We start from the raw sequence: 17,503 nt of genomic DNA, 5'->3' as shown, positions 1-17,503 counted from the left end.
GGCCTAGGCGTCGGTGCGCGGCGAGAAGGCACCGTCGGAGTCGAGCGGCCCGCGGCCGACGTACCCCTCGGTGACGTCCTCGACGATCACGTCGCCGAAGCGGGCCGGCAGCGTCGCGGCGTGGGTGCCGCGCAGCTCGTCGACCGTGGCCTCGAACGCGCCCTGGACCTCGAGCGTGCTCGACGTCGCGTCGGTCACGCCGATGCGCAGCACCGGGAAGCCCCGGCCGTCGCACATGCCCTGGAACCGCACGTCGTCCTCGCGGCGGACGGTCACGATGACGCGACCGGTCGACTCGGAGAACAGCGCGGTCGCGGTGTCGATGCCGTCGCGGGTCTCGAGCTCGTCGAGGACCACGCGGGCGCCGATGCCGAAGCGGAGCACGGACTCGGCGAGCGACTGGCCGAGGCCGCCGTCCGCCAGGTCGTGCGCGCTGGTGAGCAGCTGCTCACCGGACGCCGCGTACAGCAGCTCGGCGAGGGCCTTCTCGCGCTCGAGGTCGACCGCCGGCGGACGCCCGCCCAGGTGCCCGTGCACGGTGCCGGCCCACGCGGAGCCGTCGAGCTCGAGGCTCGTGGTGCCGAGCAGGTAGATGTTGTGGCCGTCGTCCTGCCACCCGGACGGGACGCGCTTGGCGACGTCGTCGATGATCCCGAGCACGCCGACAACGGGCGTCGGGTGGATGGGGGTCGAGCCGGTCTGGTTGTAGAACGACACGTTGCCGCCGGTGACCGGGATGCCGAGCTTCATGCAGCCGTCGGCCAGGCCCTCGACCGCCTCGGAGAACTGCCACATGACCTCGGGGTTCTCGGGGGAGCCGAAGTTCAGGCAGTCGGTGACGGCGGCGGGGACGGCACCGGTGACGGCGACGTTGCGGTAGGCCTCGGCCAGGGCCAGACGTGCACCCTGCTTCGGGTCGAGCTGGCAGTAGCGGCCGTTCGCGTCGGTGGCGATGGCGACACCGAGGCCCGTCTCCTCGTCGACGCGGATCATGCCGCCGTCGTCGGGGAAGGACAGTGCGGTGTTGCCGAGCACGTAGGTGTCGTACTGGTTCGTGACCCAGTTCTTCGACGCCAGGTTCGGCGAACCGAGCAGGCTGAGGAACTGTGCCTTCAGCGCGGGGCCGTCGGCCGGGCGGTCGAGCGAGGCAGCGGTGTCGGCCTGCAGCGCGTCGATCCAGGTCGGGTAGGCGACCGGGCGGTCGTAGACCGGGCCGTCGACGGCGACGGTGCGCGGGTCGACGTTCACGATCTCCTGGCCCTGCCAGTCGATGACGAGCCGGCCGGTACCGGTGACCTCGCCCAGCACGCTGGTCTCGACCTCCCACTTGCCGACGACGGCCAGGAACTCGTCGAGCTTGTCGGGGCGGACGACCGCCATCATGCGCTCCTGGCTCTCCGACATCAGGATCTCTTCGGCGGTGAGCGTGGGGTCGCGGAGCAGGACGTCGTCGAGCGAGATGTGCATGCCGCCGTCACCGTTGCTCGCGAGCTCCGAGGTGGCGCAGGAGATGCCCGCGGCGCCGAGGTCCTGGATGCCCTCGACCAGGTCCTTCTGGAACAGCTCGAGGCAGCACTCGATCAGGACCTTCTCGGCGAAGGGGTCACCGACCTGCACGGCCGGACGCTTGGTCGGCCCACCCTCGGTGAAGGTGTCGGACGCCAGGATCGACGCGCCGCCGATGCCGTCGCCACCGGTGCGGGCACCGAACAGGACGACCTTGTTGCCGGCGCCGGACGCGTTCGCCAGGTGCAGGTCCTCGTGGCGCAGGACGCCGACCGCGAGGGCGTTGACCAGCGGGTTGCCCTGGTACACCGGGTCGAAGTAGGTCTCGCCGCCGATGTTCGGCAGGCCGAGGCAGTTGCCGTAGAACGAGATGCCACCGACGACGCCGTGCACGACGCGTGCGGTGTCCTCGTGGTCGATCGCACCGAAGCGGAGCTGGTCCATCACGGCGACGGGGCGGGCGCCCATCGAGATGATGTCGCGGACGATGCCGCCGACACCGGTGGCCGCGCCCTGGTACGGCTCGACGTAGGACGGGTGGTTGTGCGACTCGACCTTGAAGGTCACCGCCCAGCCGTTGCCGACGTCGACGACACCGGCGTTCTCGCCCATGCCGACCATCAGGTTCTTCGTCATCTCCGGCGTGACCTTCTTGCCGAACTGACGGAGGTAGTTCTTCGAGGACTTGTAGGAGCAGTGCTCGCTCCACATCACCGAGTACATCGCCAGCTCGCCCGAGGTGGGGCGGCGTCCGAGGATCTCCTTGATGCGGGCGTACTCGTCCGGCTTCAGGCCCAGCGCGTCGTAGGGCTGCTCCTTGTCGGGGGTGGCTGCCGCGTCCTGCACGGTGTCGGGCTTCGGGCGAACGGGTGTCGTCACGGTGTCGTTGTTCCCTGTCACTTGACGAGCGCGTGCTCGATCACGGAGGTGAAGAAGGTCAGGCCGTCGGTGCCCGAGGCCATCGCAGCGGGGGTGTCCGGGCCGAAGCCGGCCTCGGTCGCGTGCTCCGGGTGCGGCATCAGGCCGACGACGTTGCCGCGCTCGTTCGAGACGCCGGCGATGTCGTCGATGGAGCCGTTCGGGTTCACGCCGACGTAGCGGAACACGACCTGGCCGTTGTCCTCGATGCGCTTGATGGTGTCGGCGTCCGCGACGAAGCGGCCGTCGGCGTTCTTCAGCGGGATGGTGATCTCCTGCTGGGCGCTGAAGCCGGAGGTCCAGGCGGTCGCGGTGGTCTCGACGCGGAGCTTCTGGTCGCGGCGGATGAACTGCTGGTGCGCGTTGCGGGTGTGTGCACCGGGGACCAGACGGGCCTCGGCCAGCATCTGGAACCCGTTGCAGATGCCGAGCACGGGCATGCCCTTGCCGGCAGCGTCGATGACCTCGGCCATGATCGGGGCCTTCGCGGCGATCGCGCCGGCACGCAGGTAGTCGCCGTACGAGAACCCACCGGGCAGCACGATGGCGTCGACGCCCTGCAGGTCGTGGTCGCCGTGCCAGAGGGCGACGGGGTCGGCACCGGCGAGACGGACGGCGCGCTGGGCGTCGCGGTCGTCGAGCGAGCCGGGGAACGTGATGACGCCGATGCGCATCCGGGTCACTGGCCTTCGACGGTCACGGACACGACGTCCTCGATGACCGCGTTCGAGAAGACGTCGGCTGCGATGTCGCGGACCTCGGCGAGCTTGGCGTCGTCGACGGGGCCGTCGACGGTCACCTCGAAGCGCTTGCCGATGCGGACGTTGGTCAGGTCGGCCTTGCCGAGGCGGGCCAGGGCGTTGCCCACGGCCTTCCCCTGGGGGTCGAGGATCTCGGCCTTGGGCATGACCTCGACGACGATCGTTGGCACGTGTTCTCTCCAGCACTTCAGGGGTGGGGGGACGCGACCAGTCTACGGGGCGCGCGCGACACGCCGGGACGGCCACGGGCCTCCAGGCCGGCCCTTGCTGTGCGGTTGTTCATGTCTGTTCCAACGCGTATATTCCACTTCGAATAGTCAACAACGAACAAGCGGACTGGAGGCACGTGTGCCGTCGCTCACGCCACTCGCGTTCGCCGCGCTCGGGCTCCTGGCCGAGGGGCCGACGCATCCCTACGAGATGTTCCAGACGATGACGCACCGACGGGACGGCCGGAACGTCAAGGTCCGGCCCGGCACCCTGTACCACCAGGTCGGCCGCCTGGTGGAGCTCGGCCTCGCCGAGGTCGTGGGGACCGACCGGGCGGGCAACCGTCCGGAACGCACCACCTACGCCATCACGGACGACGGGTGGACGGCCCTGCACGAGGGGCTCGTCCGGCTGATCGCCGAACCGGCCGAGGAGTACCCCGTCTTCCACCTGGCCGTCGCCGAGATCGAGAACCTGTCGGTCGACGAGGCCGAGTCCGCCCTCCGTGCGCGGGTCACCGCACTCCAGGCCCAGCGCGACGAGGCGGACGAGATCCTCGGGATCGTCCGAGCGAAGGACCTGCCCGAGCGGTACTGGCTCGACGTGTCGTACGTGCGTGCCATGCTCACGACGCAGATCGAGTGGCTCGCCGCCACGGCCGACCGGATCGCCGCCGGCCACATCTCCTGGGACGCCTCCGTAGCGTCCGCAGACACCACCACGAACAGCAAGGAAACCACTCGATGACCACCGTCACGCCTCCGCGGACGACCGAGAAGAAGCCGTGGCCTGCCCTGTGGGCACTCGTCGTCGGGTTCTTCATGATCCTCGTCGACTCGACCATCGTGTCGGTCGCCACCCCCACCATCGCCCAGAAGCTCGACGCGGACATCAACTCCGTGATCTGGGTGACGAGCGCCTACCTGCTCGCCTACGCCGTGCCGCTGCTCATCACCGGCCGGCTCGGTGACCGCTTCGGCCCGAAGGTCATGTACCAGATCGGCCTCGTGGTCTTCACGCTCGCCAGCCTGTGGTGCGGCCTGGCCGGCTCGATCGAGGTGCTGATCGTCGCCCGCGTCGTGCAGGGTCTCGGCGCCGCGATGATGAGCCCGCAGACCATGTCGGTCATCACGCGCATCTTCCCGCCGCAGAACCGCGGCGCGGCCATGGGTCTCTGGGGCGCCGTCGCCGGTGTCGCGTCGCTCGTCGGTCCGATCGTCGGCGGCCTGCTGGTCGACGGCTTCGGCTGGGAGTGGATCTTCTTCGTGAACGTCCCCGTCGGTGTCGTGGCCTTCGTGCTCGCGCAGCGCTTCGTGCCGTCGTTCGAGCGGCACGGACACCGCTTCGACTACCTCGGCATCTTCCTGTCGGCAGCGGGCCTGTTCCTGCTCGTCTTCGGCATCCAGGAGGGCGAGACCTACGACTGGGGCGTCATCGCCGGCCCGATCTCGGTGTGGTCGCTCATCATCGTCGGTCTCGTGGTGCTCGCCGGCTTCGTCGTCTGGCAGGGCGTGCAGAAGGGCGAGCCGCTGCTGCCGCTCGGCCTGTTCAAGGACCGCAACTTCACGCTGGCCAACGTCGCCATCACGGCCGTCGGTGTCGCGATCGCCTCGTTCGCGCTGCCGATCATGCTGTGGGCCCAGGACGTCCTGCGCTTCTCGCCGACCCAGGCCGCACTGCTCCTCGTGCCGCAGGCCGTGCTGTCCGCCGCGCTCGCGCCGATCGTCGGCAAGAACCTGAACCGCTGGAACCCGCGCTGGGTCGCCTCGTTCGGGCTCGCCTGCTTCTCGGTCGGCCTGTTCTGGTTCGGCGCCCTGCTGTCGAGCGGTGCCGAGTGGGGCTGGGTGCTCCTGCCGAGCGCGCTCCTCGGTCTCGCCAACGCCTGCATGTGGGGACCGCTGTCCGTCTCGGCGACGCGCAACCTGCCGCCGAAGCTGGCCGGTGCCGGCTCGGGTGTCTACAACACCACGCGTCAGATCGGTGCGGTGCTCGGTTCCGCCGGCATCGCCGCCCTGATGGAGGCCCGGATCACCGCGAACTTCCCGGCGTCGTCCGGTGGGGCCACGGCCGGTGGCGCGGAGCAGCAGGTCGGCGCGCTGCCGGGCTTCCTGCTCGAGCCGTTCTCCAAGGCCATGGGTGAGTCGCTCTACCTGCCGGCGATCGTGCTGATCGTGGCCATCGTCGCCGCACTGTTCCTGGCGAAGCCGAAGCAGACCGTCGCCTGGCAGCAGACCGGCTCGGTCACCACGCAGCCCGACGCCGAGCCCGCGGGGGCCCCGTCGAAGTAGGGCGCCAGCGCACTTCGTGAGCAGGAATGGTCGGGTCGCCTTCGGGCACCCGACCATTGCTGCTCACGAAGCGTCAACTGCGGCGCTGCAGGTGCGCTCGGGTGAGCTCGTCCATCTGTTCGTCGGTCAGGGCGTCGACGTCCCGGGCCTCGCGGCGGTCGGTCCGCTGCCACCGGATGAACAGGGCGACGAGGACTGGGATGTCCGCCACCTCGGCGATGAACCACAGCAGGTCGCCCGCCAGGTGCTGGTCCTGCAGGGGCGACGGGTACCAGGCCCGCCCGACCACGGGCACGAGGGACCCGTCGAGCACGTGGTTCGTGATCCGCAGCACGATGCCGGGCACCGCGTCGACGACGAGCTCGACGAACGCGAGCAGGAACTCGGCCGTGGCGAACGTCGACGAGACGAGCACGCCGACCTCGGACAGCGGCGCGAGCAGGCCGAACCCGAGTGCCGGCACGGTCACGGTGATGACGGCGGCCCAGGCGGGGGACTCCCGGATCACCGCCGAGAACGGGGTGAGCAGGACGGCGAACAGCGCGAGCGCGACCAGCGGGGCGACGATCGCGTTGCCGAGCAGGCGCACCGGTCGTGACCCCATGACCGCGTCGGCGACCTGCGCAAGGCGAGCCGGGCCTCCGATCCGGAGCAGTGCGACGGGCGCACCGAGCGCGGCGAAGGTGGGGACCGCGAAGAACAGCAGGGCGGCCCGCAGGACGAACGCCCAGCGCAACCGCTCGTCGTCGACACCGACGATGCCGAACTGCAGGACGCCGAACAGCACGAGCGCCGTGGCGAAGGCGAGCGTGCGCCACCACGGCCAGCGGGCACCCCGTCGAGCCGCGCCGACGACCCACCGGCCGTAGGCGACCGCGGCGACGACGAGGAGCACCGCCGCCAGGGGGTCGAACCGCCAGGTGCTCCAGAACTCGGGTGTCGACGGCGTGGGGAGCCTCCTGGGGATCAGGCGGACTCGTCCTTCGCGCCGCCGGAGCCATCCTCCGCCCGCCCGACGGCCACCGGGGGTCCGTCGTGGCCCCGCGACGGTGAGAACCGGTTCAGATCCGGTCGACCCCGGGTGCCGGGACGGTCCGTGACAGCAGCCAGACGCCCACCGGAACGGCCACGGCGCCGACGAGCGCGACGCCGAACGACAGGTGCAGCTGCATCACGAGGAACGCCGGGCCGATCGTGCAGAGGGCGGCGACCGCGACGACCGGCCACGACGGACGGTCGGCCGACGGCAGCAGCCGGGGGAGCGGCCGGTCGAACCAGCGCAGGGCCCGGGCCACCCCGATCGCGACGGCGAGCACCACCACGAGTGCGACGATGCGCGACGCCCACCACGGACCGGAGCCCGGTGCCGGGAACGGCACCCCGACGAGCAGGGCGACGCCGTTCAGCGCGATGAACAGCGGCAGGTGCCACAGGTAGATGGTCATGCCGTCGCGGCCGAGGACGAACACGGCCCCGAGGGCGGCCCGCGTGCGCATCAGCCGGGTGAGCGGCGCGTGCACGAGCTGGACCAGGCAGGCCTGCGCGATCGCCAGGAACGCCAGCGGGAGCATCGGCGGGTTGAGGTCCTGCAGCATGTCGGGTGCCCAGAGCCCCACCGAGGTCATCGGCACGAGCACGGCGTACGCGGCGACGGCGATGCCGAGCAGGAGCACCTTCGAGCGGCGAGCGAACCAGCCGTCGGCCCAGAGGAAGCCGAGCTGCTGCGCGAAGAGCCACACCGGTCCGAGGTTGAGCAGCCCGACCTCGGCCACACCGGTGGCCAGGCGGACGGCGTCGACCGCCCCAGCGAGCACGAGCAGCACGGCGAGGGTGGCCCACGGTGCTCGCTCGTGCAGGCGCATCATCACGGGGACGCAGCACTGGGTGATGCCGTAGGCGGCGAGGAACCAGAGGGGCGAACCGATGCCGAACGCGACCTCGGCCAGCAGCTCCGGCGGCGTGCCCGCGGCCGTGGCGACCCCGAGCCCGAGCGCGAGGAACACGAACAGCGGCACCGCGGGCCGGAACAGCCGCACCAGGCGGGTGGCCAGGTAGTCGCGGGCGGGGCTCGGCGCACCACGGGCGACGGTGCTGCGCCAGCCGACGGCGCTCGCGAACCCGCCGACCACGAAGAACAGCGGCATCACCTGTCCGACCCAGGTCGCGGCGACGTACCAGGGGAGTTCCTGCAGCGGGCTCGTGACCCGCACCCCCTGGTCATCGGCAGCGACGCCGACCATCGTGACGTGCACGATGACGACGAGGACGACGCAGGCCGTCCGGATGAGGTCGACGACCAGGTCCCGCTTCGCGATGATCCCCCGGACGTCCGCGGTGCTGTTCGCCTGTTCAGGCAGACCCTGGCTCGTGGACATGTCCGGACGTTAGCGTGCGGAACGGTCGGTCCAGTGTCGTCCCAGCTGATCGCGACCGGATCGTGACACTTCGTATTCCGGTAGCGGCATGTGGGTCCTCGCTGGTCGGCAGCAGAAGCTCGTGTACAGTGAACGCGTTGTCTTGATTCCTGCAAAAGAAAGGCTCAGCATGGACGCCGACGCCGATCTGCTCCGTTCCTCGGGGCTCCGGGTCACGACCCCGCGACTCGCGGTACTCCGAGCGACGGACTCGATGCCGCACGCCACCGCGGACGACATCGTCACCGCGCTCGCCGTGGAGCTGCCGACCACCAGTCACCAGGCCGTCTACGGCGTGCTGAACGCCCTGACCGGCGTCGGGCTCGTCCGCCGCATCGAACCGGCCGGCAGCCCCGCGCGCTACGAGCGCCGCACCGGTGACAACCACCACCACATCGTCTGCACCCTGTGCGGCGCGATCGAGGACGTCGACTGTGCGGTCGGCCACTCGCCCTGCCTGACACCGTCCGAGACCCACGGCTTCGCGGTCACCACCGCCGAGGTCACCTACTGGGGCATCTGCGAACGCTGCGCAGCGGCAGAGCGCGACGACGCGGAACACGACGACGCGGAGCGCGATCACCCAGACGCGCCCGGCGCGAGCGCGCAGGCCCCCGGCGCCCCCACGCCCGCCTGACGGCGACCGCCCACCGCACCGGCCGCACGACGCGCCGGACCCCGAACCACCCGAGCACCCCTGACCGAACCAACGTCCCACCTCCAGGAGGAACCGTGTCCGACCAGAACACGCCGACCGGCACCCCGACCACCACGACCAACAGCGGCGCACCCGTCTCGAGCGACGAGCACTCGATGGGCGTCGGGGCCGACGGTCCCCTCGCGCTCCACGACCACTACCTGGTCGAGAAGCTCGCCCAGTTCAACCGCGAGCGCGTCCCGGAGCGGGTCGTGCACGCCAAGGGCGGCGGCGCCTTCGGTACCTTCACCGTCACGCAGGACGTCTCCCGCTTCACCCGTGCCGCGTTCCTGCAGCCGGGCAAGCAGACCGAGATGCTGGCCCGCTTCTCCTCCGTCGCTGGCGAGCAGGGCTCCCCGGACACCTGGCGCGACCCCCGCGGCTTCGCGCTGAAGTTCTACACCGAAGAGGGCAACTACGACCTCGTCGGCAACAACACCCCGGTGTTCTTCATCCGCGACGGCATCAAGTTCCCCGACTTCATCCGCTCGCAGAAGCGCCTGCCGGGTTCGCACCTGCGCGACCACGACATGCAGTGGGACTTCTGGACCCTGTCGCCCGAGTCGGCGCACCAGGTCACGTGGCTGATGGGCGACCGCGGCCTGCCGGCGAGCTGGCGCGAGATGGACGGCTTCGGCTCGCACACCTACCAGTGGATCAACGCCGCGGGCGAGCGTTTCTGGGTGAAGTACCACTTCATCACCGAGCAGGGCCACAAGACCCTGACGCAGGAGGACGCCGACCGCATCGCCGGTGAGGACGCGGACTTCCACATCCGTGACCTGCACGCCGCGATCGAGCGTCAGGACTTCCCGCGCTGGACCCTCAAGGTGCAGGTCATGCCCTACGAGGACGCCGCGACCTACCGCTTCAACCCGTTCGACCTGACGAAGGTGTGGCCGCACGCGGACTACCCGCTCATCGAGGTCGGCACGATGGAGCTCAACCGCAACCCGGAGAACTACTTCGCGCAGATCGAGCAGGCGACCTTCGCCCCGTCGAACTTCGTGCCCGGCATCGCGGCGAGCCCGGACAAGATGCTCCTGGCGCGCATCTTCAGCTACGCGGACGCACACCGGTACCGCGTCGGCACGAACCACGCCCAGCTGCCGGTGAACGCCCCGAAGAACGAGGTCCACTCGTACTCGAAGGACGGCGGCATGCGCTTCGACTTCCAGAAGTCCGAGGTGCCGGTGTACGCGCCGAACTCGCTCGGTGGTGCGCACGCCGACCCGAACGCGACCGACGACGCCCCGGGTTGGGAGTCCGACGGTGCGCTGCAGCGTTCCGCCGCGACCCTGCACCCGGAGGACGACGACTTCGGCCAGGCCGGCACGCTCGTCCGCGAGGTCCTGGACGACGCCGCCCGTGAGCGCCTGGTCGGCAACATCGCCGGCCACGTCTCGAAGGTGACGCGCGACGACCTGCGCGAGCGCGTGTTCGCCTACTGGACGAACGTCGACGCGGAGCTGGGTGCGCGCGTGCGCGCCGCGGTCGCGCCGAGCGCGCCGGGCTCCAACGAGGACCCGGAGAAGGTCGCGGTCGAGGCGTAAGCCCCACTTGACGACCTGACGGACGGGAGGCCCGGTACCAGCTGGTACCGGGCCTCCCGTCCGTTGTCTGAAGCGGGTCTAGACCTGCTGGCCGTTCAGCCAGATCGGCCCGGCGGGCCAGTCCTCGAGCTGCGCTGCCACCGGCAGCGCCATCCAGCCGCCCTGCTCGGTGTTGCTGACGCCGGCGCCCTCGGCGGTGAACGCCGAGAAGGTGCCGACAGCCTCGGGGAACTCGTGCCAGCCGAGCTTCGCGTAGAAGGGGATCCGGTCCTCGCCCGCGCCGAGGAACCCGAAGGGCACGCGGAGTCCCTCGAGGACCGCCGCGGTCCGGGTCATCAGCTCGCGGCCGACGCCGGTGCCCTGCAGTCGGGGCGACACGGCGACCAGGCCGGTGTCGCCGACCAGGACGTCTTCGCCGCCGACGGAGATGTACATGCGGCGGATGCCGACGTGGGCCAGGACGACCCCGTCGGCGTCGTGCGCGAGCACCCGGCGTTCCGGCTGCATGCCGGACCAGCTCCGGCCGCCCACGTACCAGTGCGACCAGTCGGGGAAGGCCTGCCCGAGCAGCGCTGCGATCGCTTCGTGGTCGGGGAGCGACAGCGTGCTCTCCTCGACCACCTCCCACCGGATGTCGTCAGTCACGGGTCCATCCTGCCGCTCCGGCGGCCGGTGTGGGGAGGTTTCGCGCTGGGCGACACCTCGCGGGTCCGGGCGCGCGTGGGGTGTCGGTCAGCGCGAAGTGCCGCGACGTGTCAGCCGCGACCGGGCGTGGCCACCTCGATGCGGTTCGCCCAGGGGTCGTCGAACGCCACGGTCCGGCCGTCGTCGGCGAGCTCCACGCCGCCGTGCCGCATGCGTTCGGTCAGGGCGCCGAGGTCGTCGGCGCCGGGGACCTCGATCCGCACGAGCCCGAGGCCGAGTGCGAGCTGTCGACGCCCGGCGCCGCGGGAGTTCCACGTGTTCATGGCCATGTGGTGGTGGTAGCCGCCGGCGCTGACGAACAGGGCCTCGCCGAAGCCGGCGGTGGTCTCGAAGCCGAGGGTGTCCACGTAGAAGGAGCGCGCGGCGTCGACGTCGCCGACGGACAGGTGCACATGGCCGACCTTGCCCGGGCGGGCTGCGGCGGTGTCCAGGGAGTCTTGCGTCAGGTGGGACTGCAGGAATGCGTTCGGGTCGACGTACTTCGTGTCCATGTCGACCATGCCGTGCGTCCACGACCACTCGGTGCGGTCGCGGTCCCAGTACAGCTCGACGCCGTTGCCCTCGGGGTCGGTGAAGTAGAACGCGTTGCTCACCAGGTGGTCGGCGCTGCCGGTGAAGCCCGCCGGGTACTGCGTGGCGACCGAGTAGAGCGCGGCGGCCAGGTCGGCACGGGTGTCGAACAGGATCGCCGTGTGGAACAGCCCGGCCTCGCGGGGTCCGGCGTGCCGCATCGCGGGGGCGTGCTCGAGGACCACGATCGGCGTGCTGCCCCGGCCGAGCACGGCGACGCCGCCGTCGTGGGAGAGCAGCGACAGCCGCACGCCGTCGCGGTAGTACCGGATCATCGCGTCGAGGTCGGCGACGCGGAGCGTGACGGCGCCCATCCCGGTGTCGGCGGCGAGCAGTTCGTGCGTTTGCATGCACCTAGTGTGCGCCCCATTGGTTGACGCGTCAACCAATTCGATGACGCGTCAACCAGATGAGTGCATCAGGCGCTGTTCGAGATCCCGCCGTCCGACTTCAGCAGCTGCCCGTTCACCCAGGCGCCCTGCTCCGAGCACAGGAACCCGACGAGCGCGGCGGTGTCCGTCGGGCGTCCGAGCCGGCCGAGCGGGGTGCCCTCGACGGCCCAGCCCTTGACCTCGTCGGACATCCAGCCGGTGTCGTTCGGGCCCGGGTTCACCACGTTGGCGCTGACGCCGAGGCTGCCGAGCTCCTTCGCGGCGCCGAACACGATCCGGTCGAGCGCGCCCTTCGACGCCCCGTACGGCAGGTTGTACGCGATGTGGTCGCTCGTCAGGGCGACGATCCGGCGTCGGTCGCGCGGTGCGGCGTCACCGGCGCGCTCGAGCCCGGCCGCGTAGGCCTGCACGAGCAGGAACGGTGCGCGGGCGTTCACGGCGAAGTGGCGGTCCCACGACTCGACGGTCGTGGTGCGGAAGTCGGAGTCGACGGACTCGCAGTGCGACATGACGAGGGCGGTGACCGGCGCGCCGGCTTCCGTCTCGGCGCGGCCGACGAGCGCGGCCGCCTGTTCCGGGTCCTCCAGGTCGACCGGGAGGCGCGTCACGCGTGCTCCCGCCGCCTCGCACTCCTGCACCACCGACTCGACCCCGTCCGGGTCCGCCCCGCCGCTCACGCGGTCGTCGTAGGGTCCCCACCACGAGATGGCGAGGTCCCAGCCGTCGGTCGCCAGGCGGGTGGCGAGCGCTGCGCCGATGCCGGCTCTGCGGCCCACCCCGGTCACCAGGGCGAGGGGTCGTGCGGACGTCATGCGTGCCTCCTGTCCGGCGCTCCGTCGCACCGATCGGCACCCAGTCTGCCGGAACCGGCCACCCGTGTGACCATCGCACCCGGTGTCCTGTCGGCGGACGGCCGACCGCGGGGGCCAAGATGGACGGATGCCACGCACACGACGGCCCTCCCGACCGGGGCGCGGACCCCGCGGCGGTCGCCCGGACCCCCGCGACCTGCCGCTCGAGCACGTCCGCGACCGGATGTCGTCGTACATCTACGGCAACATCACGGTGCTCGCCGTCGCGATCGCGGTGAACCCGGAGCAGATCCACCACGGCGCCGCGGTGGCGACCGTCCTGGCGACCGCGGTGCTGACGTACCTGGCGCACGTGCTCGCGCACCTGGTCGCGCACGGACTCGGCGACGACGGCGAGGAGTCCGCTGCGGACCGCGCTGCGCGCCGCGACTCGGTCGCGACGATCGTCCGGAACGCCAACCCGATCGCGACCTCCGGGCTGATCCCGGCGGTCCTCTACGCGGCTGCCTGGATCGGGTGGCTGCCGGCGGAGTGGGCACAGATCGCGGCGACGGTGATCCTGGTCGTGCGCATCGGGCTGGTGGGCGTGTTCATGCAGCGGTTCAGCGGGAAGCAGCCCACGTTCCTCGGGCTGTGGGGCGGCATCGTGCTGGCCGCGGTGGCGTTCGTGATCGGTCTCGTCAAGGTGGTGCTGACGCATTGAGTGACACGCACGCACACGCCGGACCCCACTCGGAGCCAGCGGCCGAGGACGAGCCGAAGCGCGGCGGGCTGCGGTTCCTGCGTGACCTCGTCATCATCGTGGTCGTGGCGCTGTTGGCGTCCTTCCTGGTGAAGGCGTACCTGGTCCGTTCCTTCTACATCCCCTCGGCCTCGATGCAGAACACACTGCTCATCGGGGACCGGGTGCTCGTCAACGAGCTCGTGCCCGGGGTCGTCCCGCTGCAGCGCGGTGACGTCGTGGTGTTCCAGGACCCGGGCGGCTGGCTCAGCATGGGCCAGGGCGACGACCTGATCAAGCGGGTCATCGGCCTGCCGGGCGACACGGTGTCGTGCTGCGACGCCTGGGGCCGCCTGTCGGTGAACGGGCACGCGGTGGACGAGCCCTACGTCGTGCTCGAACGCGGGTCGGACCGTGTCGCCGGGAAGGACTTCGAGATCACCGTGCCGAAGGGGCGCATCTGGGTGATGGGCGACAACCGGTACGACTCCGCCGACTCGCGCGTGCACGGCACCGTGCCGGTCGACGACGTCGTGGGGCGGGCCTTCGTGACCACGTGGCCGATCTCGCGGTGGTCGGTGCTGTCCCGGTACGGCGACGAGTGGGACCGGGTCCCGAGGCCGTGACCGCGGACGACGAGGGCTTCCGCTACGAGACCGGCGGGGACGACGACCTGTCGATCCACCGGATCGCGACACCGGGCAAACGGTCGGGGACCATCGGTCCGCGCCCCGACCACGTCGTGTTCTGGCTCGCCGACGGCCGGGCCAGCCTGACCGCCGACGACGGCGAGCACTGGGAGGTCGGTGCCGAGCGGCCGATGATGCTCTCGGCGTCCGTCGCGTACGGGTTCGAGACCGACGCGACCGCCACGACGCTCCTGCACCTGTCGCCGTCGCTGCTCGGCGACACGGGGGAGTCCTCGGTGTTCGGGCAGCCGGACGCGGCCGATCCCGCACTCGAACCGTTGCGGGCACTGCTGCGCGAAGCCTCCGGGCGCATCCTCGACCCGGCCCTGCCCGCCGCCGATCGTGCGGCCCTGAACCGGCGGATCGCGACCGTCGTCCTGTCGACCTTCGCCCGGTCGCGATCGGACGTCGCGGACCGGATGCGGCGCGCGATCGGCTTCGTGCACGACCACGCCGACCGGGTGCTGACGGTGGCCGACGTCGCAGCGGCCTGCGACCTGAGCGAACGCGGCCTGCAGGACCTGTTCCGCCGTCGACTCGGCGTCACGCCCATGCAGTACCTGCGCGAGGTCCGGCTCGACCGGGTGCACCTGGAGCTGGGGCGGCCGGGTTCCCGCGCGCTGCTCGTCAGCGAGGTCGCGCGGCGGTGGCGGTTCACCCACCTCGGGCGGTTCGCGGCGCACTACCGGGAACGGTTCGGGGAGCAGCCGCACGAGACCATCGCGCGGAGCGGCACACCCGGAGAACGGTAGTTCTCGCGTTCTTTGCGGATTCCGGCTATCCTGCTCGCGTGGATGCGCGACGGTCCGAACTGGGGCAGTACCTCCGCGCCCGTCGGGCACTCGTCCAGCCCGAGGACGTCGGCCTCACCCGCGAGCCCGGACGACGAGTGGACGGCCTGCGCCGCGAAGAGGTCGCGCGGCTCGCGGGCATCAGCCCCGAGTACTACCTGCGGCTCGAACGCGGCCGCGACCACCAGCCGTCCGACCAGGTCCTCGTGGCGCTCGGCCGGGCCCTGCGGCTCGACCACGAGGCCGTCGACTACCTGCGCCGCCTCGCACATGCCGAACGCCGCCGCCCCGAGGGTGTCGTGCCGCCGGGGCTCGACGACTCGGTCCGGTCGCTCCTGGCGCAGTGGTCGCACACCCCGGCGTTCGTGATGGACCGCAACCAGGACATCATCCTGTCCAACGCCCTGGCGAGCGCCCTCGGCCCCGGCTACATGGAGCCGGGCGCGAACCTCGTCCTGCAGATGTTCTCCGAGGCGTCCCGGCAGCACGCGGCCGACTGGGACCGCACCGCGCACCGGGTCGTCGCCGCACTCCGGCTGCACGCCGAACCCGAGGACCCCCGGCTGCAGGAGATCGTCGGCACCCTGACCCTGCAGGACCCGGACTTCACCCGCATCTGGGCGCGGCACGACGTCGCCGTGCAGCGCACCGGGGTCTCGCGGCACTGGATCGACCCGATCGGGTGGGTCGAGTTCCGCTGGCAGAACCTCGCGATCCCGGGCAGCTCCCACGTGCTCGTCACCTTCTGGGCCGACCCCGGCACCCCCGCGGCCGCGGCCGTCGCGTACCTCGCCGCGCAGGTGCAGCAGGGCACCGCGCGCCGGGAACCGGTCGCGGGCGAGACCGCGGTGGGCTAGCCAGGCGATCGCCGCGCTCGCCGCGGTTGCCGTGGTGGCCGCGCTCGCCGGTCAGGCGGTCGTCGCGCCCTCGTCGAGCAGCCCCCGGAGCGTCGTGAGCCGAGCGGCGGACTCGTCGTCCGCCGCCGTCCACACCACGAGCACGTGCTCGGGGTCCTCCAGTCGACGCAGTTGCTCCCACCGCAGGTCGATCCGGCCCACCAGCGGGTTCTCGAACGCCGACTCCCCGCGGCGGGTCGGCCGGACCGCTCCGCCGGCCCACTCGGTCGCGAACGTCGTGCTCCGGGCCATCAGCTCGCCCAGGAGTTCCTGGAACCGGTCGTCGGCGTCGTGCTCGTCCAGCGAGTCCCGGAGCATCGCGGCGGTGCGGTGCGCCTCGGCCTCCCAGCCGTCCACCGAGTCCTCGACCCAGGGGTTCAGGAAGGTGAACCGCGCCAGGTTCGTGCCGACGGTGAGGGACGCGGACAGGGCACCGGCGAGCCGGTTCGCCGCCACGACGTCCAGGTGGCGGTCGAAGACCACGACCGGTTCGGCGAGCGCGTCCACGAAGTCCTGGGCCGACGTCGTCGTCGTGCCGTCCTCGTGTTCCATGCGATCACGCTAACCGGCCGCGCCGTGGAGCAGGGGGGAGAAGGGGGCCCCCGCGGGGACCCCGTCGCGGAGCTCCCGCCCTGCAGGGGGACCCCGGCACGGTGTGTCCGGCCGTCCGAGGGCACCGTGCGCAGCACCCGGGGCCGCCGGCACGCGCTGTCGTCGGGGGTGACGGGCAACGACAGGGACACGACGACGCAGCACCCCCAGCCCTAGCGTGACGACGCCGGGACCCCCGGTCCCCGCGCCACCCCAGACGTTCGTCACGAAGGAGACCCGCGCATGGCTGCACCGACCATCGTCCTCGTCCACGGCGCGTTCGCCGACTCCGCCAGCTGGGCACCCGTCACCCGCGAGCTGCTCGACCGCGGCCACACCGTCCTCGTCCCGCCGGTCTACAACCGGAGCCTCGCCGAGGACGCCGCCTCGATCCGCGCCGTCGCCGAGCACGTCGACGGGCCGGTCGTCCTCGCCGGTCACTCGTACGGCGGGGCCGTGATCACCGTCGCCGGCGAGGCCGAGAACGTCGTCGGACTCGTCTACGTCTCCGGCTACGTGCTCGAGGTCGGCGAGAGCCTCGGGCAGCTGCAGGGCGGGTTCCCCGACTCGGACCTCGCCGCGAACCTGGTGTACACGCCGTACCCGGTCGCCGGCGCCGAGGACGGCACCGACGTCTCCGTCGCGATCGACGCGTTCCCGCAGGTCTTCGCCGCCGGGGTCGACCCGCGCGTCGCCGAGGTGCTCGCCGTCTCGCAGCGCCCGTTGTCCGGCGCCGCCTTCGGTGAACCGTCCTCCGCCGCCGCGTGGAAGACCACCCCCGCGTGGGCGATCGTCTCGTCCGACGACCACACCATCAACCCCGAGGTGGAGCGCTTCGGCTACTCCCGCGCCGGCATCACCGACGTGACCGAGATCGCCGCCCCGCACCTCGTCATGCAGACCCACCCGAAGGACGTCGCCGACGTCATCGAGCGCGCCGTCGCCGCGACCAGCGCGACCGACGCCGCCGCCTGACCCGACCATCCCTG

At 71.4% G+C, this 17,503-nt stretch carries 18 protein-coding genes; 9 read left to right on the top strand and 9 right to left on the bottom strand.

The features are described from left to right. Positions 1-3: 3 nt before the first annotated feature. From purL to purS, 3 genes are read right to left on the bottom strand one after another with little or no spacing between them, the layout of a single operon-like run. The gene (gene purL / locus HP445_RS03900; protein ID WP_241660482.1) at positions 4-2,385 is read right to left on the bottom strand and encodes a phosphoribosylformylglycinamidine synthase subunit PurL; all 2,382 of its coding nucleotides are present in this window, start codon (positions 2,383-2,385) and stop codon (positions 4-6) included. Positions 2,386-2,402: 17 nt separating this feature from the next. Further along, on the bottom strand, positions 2,403-3,098 hold the full coding sequence (purQ, locus tag HP445_RS03895; RefSeq protein ID WP_027465024.1) for a phosphoribosylformylglycinamidine synthase subunit PurQ: 696 nt from the start codon (positions 3,096-3,098) through the stop codon (positions 2,403-2,405). Positions 3,099-3,103: 5 nt separating this feature from the next. After that, positions 3,104-3,355: a phosphoribosylformylglycinamidine synthase subunit PurS gene (purS, locus tag HP445_RS03890; RefSeq protein ID WP_017886272.1), complete on the bottom strand. Its 252-nt coding sequence runs from the start codon at positions 3,353-3,355 to the stop codon at positions 3,104-3,106. Between the two features lie 178 nt (positions 3,356-3,533). Here purS and HP445_RS18825 point away from each other — a divergent pair, with 178 nt between their 5' ends. Further along, entirely contained in the window at positions 3,534-4,142 is a 609-nt protein-coding gene (locus HP445_RS18825) for a PadR family transcriptional regulator (RefSeq protein ID WP_164941277.1), read from the top strand. Further along, the gene (locus HP445_RS03880) at positions 4,139-5,683 is read left to right on the top strand and encodes a DHA2 family efflux MFS transporter permease subunit (RefSeq protein ID WP_027465025.1); all 1,545 of its coding nucleotides are present in this window, start codon (positions 4,139-4,141) and stop codon (positions 5,681-5,683) included. Before HP445_RS18825 ends, HP445_RS03880 begins: the two co-directional genes overlap by 4 nt. 73 nt (positions 5,684-5,756) lie before the next feature. On the opposite strand, the gene HP445_RS03875 is transcribed toward HP445_RS03880, so the two are convergent. Further along, entirely contained in the window at positions 5,757-6,578 is an 822-nt protein-coding gene (locus HP445_RS03875; protein WP_128781577.1) for a cytochrome c oxidase assembly protein, read from the bottom strand. 166 nt (positions 6,579-6,744) lie between these two features. Further along, the gene (locus HP445_RS03870) at positions 6,745-8,058 is read right to left on the bottom strand and encodes an acyltransferase family protein (RefSeq protein ID WP_128781578.1); all 1,314 of its coding nucleotides are present in this window, start codon (positions 8,056-8,058) and stop codon (positions 6,745-6,747) included. 169 nt (positions 8,059-8,227) lie between these two features. On the opposite strand from HP445_RS03870, the gene HP445_RS03865 reads away from it, so the two are divergent. Continuing rightward, a complete protein-coding gene (locus HP445_RS03865; RefSeq protein WP_175330780.1) occupies positions 8,228-8,734 on the top strand; it encodes a Fur family transcriptional regulator in 507 nt (168 codons plus the stop codon). Positions 8,735-8,829: 95 nt separating this feature from the next. Further along, complete coding sequence (locus HP445_RS03860; protein WP_128781579.1) at positions 8,830-10,347, top strand: catalase; 1,518 nt, start codon at positions 8,830-8,832, stop codon at positions 10,345-10,347. Between the two features lie 78 nt (positions 10,348-10,425). Here HP445_RS03860 and HP445_RS03855 read toward each other — a convergent pair whose 3' ends face one another. The 3 genes from HP445_RS03855 to HP445_RS03845 all read right to left on the bottom strand — a co-directional run bounded on the left by HP445_RS03855 (position 10,426) and on the right by HP445_RS03845 (position 12,826). Continuing rightward, positions 10,426-10,992, bottom strand: a complete 567-nt coding sequence (locus tag HP445_RS03855; protein WP_071405850.1) for a GNAT family N-acetyltransferase — start codon at positions 10,990-10,992, stop codon at positions 10,426-10,428. A gap of 110 nt (positions 10,993-11,102) precedes the next feature. Beyond that, positions 11,103-11,972 (bottom strand): VOC family protein, encoded by an 870-nt coding sequence (locus HP445_RS03850; RefSeq protein ID WP_128781580.1) that lies wholly within the window; start codon positions 11,970-11,972, stop codon positions 11,103-11,105. 68 nt (positions 11,973-12,040) lie between these two features. Next, entirely contained in the window at positions 12,041-12,826 is a 786-nt protein-coding gene (locus tag HP445_RS03845; protein WP_128781581.1) for an SDR family oxidoreductase, read from the bottom strand. 127 nt (positions 12,827-12,953) lie between these two features. Between HP445_RS03845 and HP445_RS03840 the strand changes: the two genes are divergently transcribed. The 4 genes from HP445_RS03840 to HP445_RS03825 are packed head-to-tail and all read left to right on the top strand — an operon-like array spanning position 12,954 to position 15,884. Then, complete coding sequence (locus HP445_RS03840; RefSeq protein ID WP_128781582.1) at positions 12,954-13,529, top strand: hypothetical protein; 576 nt, start codon at positions 12,954-12,956, stop codon at positions 13,527-13,529. Beyond that, positions 13,526-14,173: a signal peptidase I gene (lepB, locus tag HP445_RS03835; protein WP_128781583.1), complete on the top strand. Its 648-nt coding sequence runs from the start codon at positions 13,526-13,528 to the stop codon at positions 14,171-14,173. The genes HP445_RS03840 and lepB overlap by 4 nt, the downstream gene beginning before the upstream one ends. Beyond that, the gene (locus HP445_RS19085) at positions 14,149-14,988 is read left to right on the top strand and encodes a helix-turn-helix transcriptional regulator (protein ID WP_128781584.1); all 840 of its coding nucleotides are present in this window, start codon (positions 14,149-14,151) and stop codon (positions 14,986-14,988) included. The genes lepB and HP445_RS19085 overlap by 25 nt, the downstream gene beginning before the upstream one ends. Positions 14,989-15,026: 38 nt before the next feature. Continuing rightward, complete coding sequence (locus tag HP445_RS03825) at positions 15,027-15,884, top strand: helix-turn-helix domain-containing protein (RefSeq protein ID WP_128781585.1); 858 nt, start codon at positions 15,027-15,029, stop codon at positions 15,882-15,884. A 51-nt stretch (positions 15,885-15,935) separates the two neighbouring features. On the opposite strand, the gene HP445_RS03820 is transcribed toward HP445_RS03825, so the two are convergent. Beyond that, positions 15,936-16,475 (bottom strand): MmyB family transcriptional regulator, encoded by a 540-nt coding sequence (locus HP445_RS03820; protein WP_111029819.1) that lies wholly within the window; start codon positions 16,473-16,475, stop codon positions 15,936-15,938. Between the two features lie 282 nt (positions 16,476-16,757). On the opposite strand from HP445_RS03820, the gene HP445_RS03815 reads away from it, so the two are divergent. After that, entirely contained in the window at positions 16,758-17,489 is a 732-nt protein-coding gene (locus HP445_RS03815) for an alpha/beta fold hydrolase (protein ID WP_128781586.1), read from the top strand. Positions 17,490-17,503 lie beyond the last annotated feature (14 nt).

Source organism: Curtobacterium flaccumfaciens (assembly GCF_013359815.1).
GTDB classification, from domain to species: domain Bacteria; phylum Actinomycetota; class Actinomycetes; order Actinomycetales; family Microbacteriaceae; genus Curtobacterium; species Curtobacterium flaccumfaciens.
This window is presented reverse-complemented; position numbering and strand designations above follow the sequence as displayed.

Bases quoted from the DNA above. Each gene is read 5' to 3' on its own strand.
- purQ (WP_027465024.1), bottom strand. From the start codon at position 3,098: ATGCGCATCGGCGTCATCACGTTCCCCGGCTCGCTCGACGACCGCGAC.
- HP445_RS03880 (WP_027465025.1), top strand. From the start codon at position 4,139: ATGACCACCGTCACGCCTCCGCGGACGACCGAGAAGAAGCCGTGGCCT.
- HP445_RS03870 (WP_128781578.1), bottom strand. From the start codon at position 8,058: ATGTCCACGAGCCAGGGTCTGCCTGAACAGGCGAACAGCACCGCGGAC.
- HP445_RS03865 (WP_175330780.1), top strand. From the start codon at position 8,228: ATGGACGCCGACGCCGATCTGCTCCGTTCCTCGGGGCTCCGGGTCACG.
- HP445_RS03850 (WP_128781580.1), bottom strand. From the start codon at position 11,972: ATGCAAACGCACGAACTGCTCGCCGCCGACACCGGGATGGGCGCCGTC.
- HP445_RS03845 (WP_128781581.1), bottom strand. From the start codon at position 12,826: ATGACGTCCGCACGACCCCTCGCCCTGGTGACCGGGGTGGGCCGCAGA.
- HP445_RS03840 (WP_128781582.1), top strand. From the start codon at position 12,954: ATGCCACGCACACGACGGCCCTCCCGACCGGGGCGCGGACCCCGCGGC.
- HP445_RS03820 (WP_111029819.1), bottom strand. From the start codon at position 16,475: ATGGAACACGAGGACGGCACGACGACGACGTCGGCCCAGGACTTCGTG.
- HP445_RS03815 (WP_128781586.1), top strand. From the start codon at position 16,758: ATGGCTGCACCGACCATCGTCCTCGTCCACGGCGCGTTCGCCGACTCC.